General features: G+C 67.4%; 6 protein-coding genes and 1 pseudogene. 4 read left to right on the top strand and 3 right to left on the bottom strand.

All coding sequences use genetic code 11. The features are described from left to right. Window positions 1-258 (bottom strand): annotated as a pseudogene (locus tag DD1DGNOD_RS26580) (hypothetical protein); the annotation flags it as partial. A gap of 61 nt (window positions 259-319) precedes the next feature. Between DD1DGNOD_RS26580 and DD1DGNOD_RS26575 the strand changes: the two are divergent. Next, entirely contained in the window at window positions 320-709 is a 390-nt protein-coding gene (locus DD1DGNOD_RS26575) for a hypothetical protein (protein ID WP_165034780.1), read from the top strand. A gap of 126 nt (window positions 710-835) precedes the next feature. Here the strand turns inward: DD1DGNOD_RS26575 and DD1DGNOD_RS05810 are convergent, their stop codons facing one another. Both DD1DGNOD_RS05810 and DD1DGNOD_RS05805 read right to left on the bottom strand, forming a co-directional pair. Continuing rightward, entirely contained in the window at window positions 836-1,366 is a 531-nt protein-coding gene (locus DD1DGNOD_RS05810; RefSeq protein WP_131765581.1) for a PH domain-containing protein, read from the bottom strand. 157 nt (window positions 1,367-1,523) lie between these two features. Continuing rightward, complete coding sequence (locus DD1DGNOD_RS05805; protein WP_131765580.1) at window positions 1,524-2,309, bottom strand: biotin--[acetyl-CoA-carboxylase] ligase; 786 nt, start codon at window positions 2,307-2,309, stop codon at window positions 1,524-1,526. Between the two features lie 281 nt (window positions 2,310-2,590). Here DD1DGNOD_RS05805 and DD1DGNOD_RS05800 point away from each other — a divergent pair, with 281 nt between their 5' ends. The 3 genes from DD1DGNOD_RS05800 to DD1DGNOD_RS05790 form a co-directional block, all read left to right on the top strand. Continuing rightward, window positions 2,591-4,198 (top strand): acyl-CoA carboxylase subunit beta, encoded by a 1,608-nt coding sequence (locus DD1DGNOD_RS05800; RefSeq protein WP_131765579.1) that lies wholly within the window; start codon window positions 2,591-2,593, stop codon window positions 4,196-4,198. After that, complete coding sequence (locus DD1DGNOD_RS05795; RefSeq protein ID WP_346434273.1) at window positions 4,179-4,553, top strand: acyl-CoA carboxylase subunit epsilon; 375 nt, start codon at window positions 4,179-4,181, stop codon at window positions 4,551-4,553. Before DD1DGNOD_RS05800 ends, DD1DGNOD_RS05795 begins: the two co-directional genes overlap by 20 nt. Window positions 4,554-4,903: 350 nt before the next feature. Beyond that, the coding region (locus DD1DGNOD_RS05790; RefSeq protein ID WP_241255489.1) for an acetyl-CoA carboxylase biotin carboxylase subunit at window positions 4,904-6,119 on the top strand (1,216 nt) is incomplete at its 3' end.

Genomic DNA, 6,119 nt, shown 5'->3' with positions numbered 1-6,119 from the left:
CCCGTATCCGTCCGGCCCGTATCCGTCCGGCCCGTATCCGTCCGGCGGGCCATCGGGACGACCGGCCTCGAGACGGACAGGACTGATCGCCGGGATCGCCGCGGCGGTGCTCATCGCCGTCGCCGTCCCGGTGATCGCGCTGACCGCGGCTAGTTCGGACAAACCGAAGACCGGACCATCCGCCGGCCCGACCCTGCCGGTGATCCCTGCGGGGCCGACGAGCGCCACGACGTCCACCCGGCCGTCAACCCCCTCCACGACACCATCGACCACCAGGTCCACAGGCGGCCTCACCGCGGCCGAAAACGACCTGGAAGCGATGCTGGACCCCACCGAAATGACCGACTGTGTGGAAAACTCGGACGACGAGGACTCCGACATAGACGCGTCCCTGAAATGCAGGTCGAGCAACGGGACGACGGTACGCGCTTTCCACTACTACGACAGCGGCTCGCTGCACGGCGACATCGAGTACCGGTCGGACCAGATCACCGAGGACGGTGCCTGCCGGAACGGCAGGAACAGTGTCGAGACCTGGCATCTGCGCAGCGACCCGAATGTCGACGTCGGATCGCTGCTGTGTTACTACGACAACGGCTACTACGTCATATTCTGGAGCTACGACGACGATCTCGTCACCTTCGCCGCCGGGAGCACCGACGCGGCGGCGCTCTTCGAGTGGTGGAAGGGATTCGATCCGCTGACCTGACGGGGCTGTGGCGACCGGACTGAACAGCACACGACTATTGTTTTTCACGCGCTCGGAGACCCGAGGAAACTGTCGACCGAAGAGCACGCAATCTTTGTTTTTTGTGTGCTTGCAGGCCCGAGGAAACTAACGTGAATAACCGCCGTCGTCGGCGGGACCGCGCAGCCGTGTCGCGTTCTCCTCGGCCAGCTGGTAGAGCGTGCCGTACACCTCTTCGACGTGGGGCAGGTTCGCCAGCACGATTCGACCGCGTTCTCCCCCGCTTTCGATCGTCAGCGTACCGGATCCCACCAGGCGTTCCCAGAACGAGTGGTCGAACGAGATGTCGTTGAGCCGGAGCAACGGGATGTCACGGCCGTGGCGGGAGAGAATTCCCTCGCGGATGACGAGCCGCTCCGTCGTGACGACGTAGCTCGTCGTGATCCACCGCAGCCACGGCCGCAGGCTCGCGAAAAAGAGCAGGACAGCCGCGGCTGTGATGGCAAGCCACTGGGCCGCGTGCTGGAACGAACCCGCCGGAACAGCCAGTACACCGAACAGGGTCAGGCCGAGAAGCACGACGAAGGCCGCCGCCGGTCCGGCCAGCCTGATCCAGTGTGGATGGAGGTGCAGCACGACCTCTTCGTCGCTGGTCAGAATGTTGTCCGGGAATCCCACCCGGCGATCGTCTCACCGTCGGGGCAGCGGCCGGGCCGAGGGGCTGGCGGACGCGCCATCCGGCCACGGCGCCATCCGGCCACGGCGCCATCCGGCGGCAAGGCCGCCCCGGTCAGCGTCGCGCGGCGGCGTCACTACGCGGTGAAGGCCGCCTTAGTCAGCGGAGGTGGACGACATCCCCCGCGGCGAACGCCCGCCCGTCGACGACCAGCCGGCCGTGATCGTCCACATCGGTCGCGGTTCCCGTGACGGCCGACCCGTCGGGCAGCTCGACCCGCACCTGCTGGCCGAGCGTGTCGCACACCGACCGGTAGGCATCCCCGGCGGTGGCGGGCTCGGCGAGCCACCGCCGATACACCCTGACCTGCCCCCGCAACAGCTCGATGAGCAACTCGCCACGGCCGACGGCCGGTCGCGACGCCCGCTGCTGGCACAACACGACGCTGGTGGCTCCCGGTGGCAGCTCGTCGACGTCGGTGTCGACGTTGAGGCCCACACCTATAACCACCGCGGCCGTCCCGGACTGGCTGGGAACGGCCTCGGCCAGGATCCCCGCCAGCTTCGCGCCGTCCACGAGCACATCGTTCGGCCATTTGAGGGTCGCCGGTATCCCCGCGAACTCACGCAGCGTCGAGACCAGTGACAGGCCTGTGACCAACGGGAGCCAGCCCAGAACCCCCGCCGGCACGGCAGGCCGCAGCAGTACGGAGAAAGTCAGACCCGCACCCAACGGCGACGCCCACGACCGGTCGAGACGCCCGCGCCCGGCCCACTGGAGCTCGGCGACGAGCACCTGGCCCTCGCCAGCACCGGCCTTCGCGGCAGCGACAAGATCTGCATTGGTCGAACCGGTCTCCTGGACGACCCGGACATCCAGGCCGTCTCCGGCAAGAGCGGCCGGCAGCAGGCCGCCGTCCAGAGGAAACCGTCGGTGTCGCGTCATCGATATCCACATGTCAGCCAGAGTGCCACCGCATCCTCACCGCAGACGTACGAAAAATCATATCGCACCGCAGTCGCACGTCCACGGTATCCCAGCGCCGGCCGCAACCGCGCCGGAATGCGCCGGAATGCGCCGGCGGGCTCATGCGGCGGATACCGAATTATCACGTCTCTGCCAGATCCCTGCCGGGCGCGGCCCGGATGCGGCGGCGCGCCTGGGGTGCAGCGGCTGTTGCCGGCGAATCGAGCACGTGAGGCCGCGCCGGCCGTACGCTGCCCGGCATGGCGCTTCCCGTTCCCGCTCAGAACCCCTCGCAGGATCTGGCACCCGATCCTCTCACGGCCGCCGGCAAAATCGCCGAGTTGAAGCGAGTGACCGACGAAGCGGTGCATGCCGGTTCCCAACGGGCCGTCGACGCGCAGCACGCCAAAGGCAAGATGACAGCCCGTGAGCGCATCGAGGCGCTCCTCGACCCCGGCTCCTTCGTCGAGACGGATGCCTTCGCCCGGCACCGTGCGCACGACTTCGACCTGGCCCGAAACCGCCCTTATGGTGACGGTGTGGTGACCGGCTACGGCACGGTCGACGGCCGTCAGGTGTGCGTGTTCAGCCAGGACTTCACCGTCTTCGGCGGCAGCCTCGGCGAGGTTCTCGGCGAGAAGATCATAAAGATCATGGATCTGGCTCTGAAGACCGGCTGCCCGGTGGTGGGCATCAACGACTCGGGCGGCGCGCGCATCCAGGAGGGCGTCGTCGCGCTCGGGCTGTACGGCGAGATCTTCTATCGCAACGTGATGGCGTCGGGAGTCGTCCCGCAGCTTTCGCTGATCATGGGTCCGTGCGCCGGCGGTGCCGTGTACTCCCCCGCCATCACCGACTTCACGCTGATGGTCGACCAGACCAGCCACATGTTCATCACCGGTCCGGACGTCATCAAGACCGTGACCGGCGAGGACGTCGGCATGGAGGAGCTCGGCGGCGCCCACACGCACAACTCCCGCAGCGGGGTCGCCCACTTCCAGGCCGCGGATGAGCTCGACTGCCTGGAGACCGCCAAGGCGCTACTGGCGTTCCTGCCGTCGAACAACCTGACAGACGCCCCCGCCTTCGCCGAGGTGGCCGACGTGGAGGCGGAGGTCAGTCCGGAGCTGGACGTGTTCGTCCCGGATTCCCCCAACACGCCGTACGACATGCACACGGTGATCGGCTACCTTCTCGACGACGGTGACTTCCTCGAGGTCCACGCCCAGTTCGCGCAGAACATGATCTGCGGGTTCGGACGGGTGGACGGGCGTTCCGTCGGCGTCGTCGCCAACCAGCCGATGCATTTCGCCGGCACCCTCGACATCGACGCCAGCGAGAAGGCGGCCCGCTTCGTCCGAACGTGTGACGCCTTCAACATCCCGATTCTCACGTTGGTCGACGTGCCGGGCTTCCTGCCCGGAACCTCGCAGGAATGGAACGGCATCATCCGCCGGGGCGCGAAACTTATATACGCCTACGCCGAGGCGACGGTTCCAAAAGTGACCATTATCACACGTAAAGCGTACGGCGGCGCCTACGACGTCATGGGTTCGAAGCACCTGCGCGCCGATATCAACCTGGCCTGGCCGACCGCGGAAATCGCGGTGATGGGCGCCCAGGGCGCCGTGAACATCATCTACCGCCGCGAGCTCGCCTCCACCGAGAATCCCGACGCCCGCCGCGCGGAGCTGATCGCCGACTACACCGCGCACTTCGCCACCCCGTACATAGCCGCCGAACGCGGATACGTCGACGCGGTCATTCCTCCGTCGGCGACCCGGCGTGAGGTGATCCGGGCTCTTCGGCTGTTGCGGACCAAGCGGGAGTCCCTCCCTCCCAAAAAGCATGGAAACATCCCGCTGTGATCCTGCCGTAACGCTCACGCGGGACGTCCCGGCCACTCCTGCCGATCCTTGCCGTCCCACCGGTGGCGGGGGTCGGCGAACGGACCGAGACCCACGAAAGGATGATCAGATGGACAGCGGTGGTGACGGTCGTGCCCCGCACCTTCGGGTGGTGCCGACGAACGCGTCCGCCGAGGAAATAGCCGCCCTGGTAGCGGTGCTCTGCCTGCGGGCGGCAGCGCCGAGAGCCCCACAGCCGGCTCCCTCGGGTTGGACGGACCGGTCCACGGCATTTCGGCAGAGCGTGCATTCCGGACCGGACGTGTGGCGCCGGACAGGGTTCACTCAAGGTATCCGAACACGCGCCGACTGGTAATTTTGTGATCACAATCCGATATCGCCGACCAGTGTGCAAGGCCGGGCATCCGGTCCGGCATCGCGAAACGACGTGAATGACAGGTTTGAGAGGCGTTGGGGAAGCGCATTCCCCGGCGTCTCCTACGATCATGCATGGGATCATGCTAATACACCATTAACGCGATTCCGGCAAGCGCAGATCCGACCAACAGACCCGCCCGATCAATGTCGGTGATCGAGTCCGTCGGAGGGACCACTGCCCCGGCAGTACACGACCTGCCCGACGATTCCTTTTGCCAGCGCCAGAACAACAGCCTGCACCGCCGAACTCGCCTAGACTCAGCCACGCTGAACGAGGACGGGAGAAACGTGCGTAAGATCCTCATTGCCAACCGGGGAGAGATCGCTGTCCGGGTTGCCCGGGCATGCCGCGACGCCGGGTATGCCAGCGTCGCCGTGTACGCGGAGCCCGACATCGACGCCCTGCACGTACGCATCGCGGACGAAGCGTACGCCCTCTCCGGCAGCACGCCGGGTGATTCGTACCTGCGGATCGACAAGATTCTCGACGCGTGTCGCGCCAGCGGCGCCGACGCCGTCCACCCCGGATACGGCTTCCTGTCGGAAAACGCCGACTTCGCCGAGGCCGTCATCGACGCCGGGCTGACCTGGATCGGACCGCCACCCGAAGCGATCCGGCGCCTCGGTGACAAGACCGCGGCCCGCCATATCGCCCTCGCCGTAGGCGCACCGCTGGCACCGGGCACCGCCGACCCGGTCGGGAGCGTGGACGAGGTCGTGGCCTTCGCCGACCAGTACGGACTGCCGGTCGCGATCAAGGCTGCGTTCGGGGGCGGTGGCCGCGGGCTCAAGGTCGCCTGGAACGCCGAGGAGCTACCCGAGCTGTTCGAAAGCGCGGTGCGTGAGGCCACCGCCGCCTTCGGCCGCGGTGAGTGCTTCGTGGAGCGCTACCTCGACCAGCCACGCCACGTCGAGACCCAGATCCTCGCGGACAGCCACGGCACGGTCGTCGTCGTCGGCACTCGGGACTGCTCCTTGCAGCGGCGCTACCAGAAGCTCGTCGAGGAGGCGCCGGCACCGTTCCTCACCGAGGCCCAGCACGACTCGCTCTACGAGGCGTCCCGCGCGATCTGCCGGGAGGCCGGCTACGTGGGAGCGGGGACGGTCGAGTTCCTCGTCGCCCGGGACGGCATGATCAGTTTCCTCGAGGTCAACACCCGGCTGCAGGTCGAGCATCCCGTCACCGAGGAGACCAGCGGCATCGATCTCGTCCGGGCGCAGTTCCGGATCGCCGAAGGTGAGGCGCTGGACCCGGTCGACCCGACCCCACGGGGGCACTCGATCGAGTTCCGCATCAACGGTGAGGATCCGGGCCGCAGCTTCCTGCCGGCGCCGGGAACGGTCACCCGGTTCGTCGCGCCCACCGGGCCGGGCGTGCGCGTCGACACCGGCGTCGAATCCGGCAACGTGATCGGTGGTGCCTTCGACTCGCTGCTTGCCAAGCTGATCGTCACGGGCGCGACCCGTACCGAAGCCCTGCAACGCGCTCGTCGCGCCCTGGACG

The organism is Candidatus Protofrankia californiensis, from assembly GCF_900634765.1.
GTDB classification, from domain to species: domain Bacteria; phylum Actinomycetota; class Actinomycetes; order Frankiales; family Frankiaceae; genus Protofrankia; species Protofrankia californiensis.
Note: the sequence above shows the minus strand (reverse complement) of the source record. Positions and strands in the feature narration are given on the sequence as shown.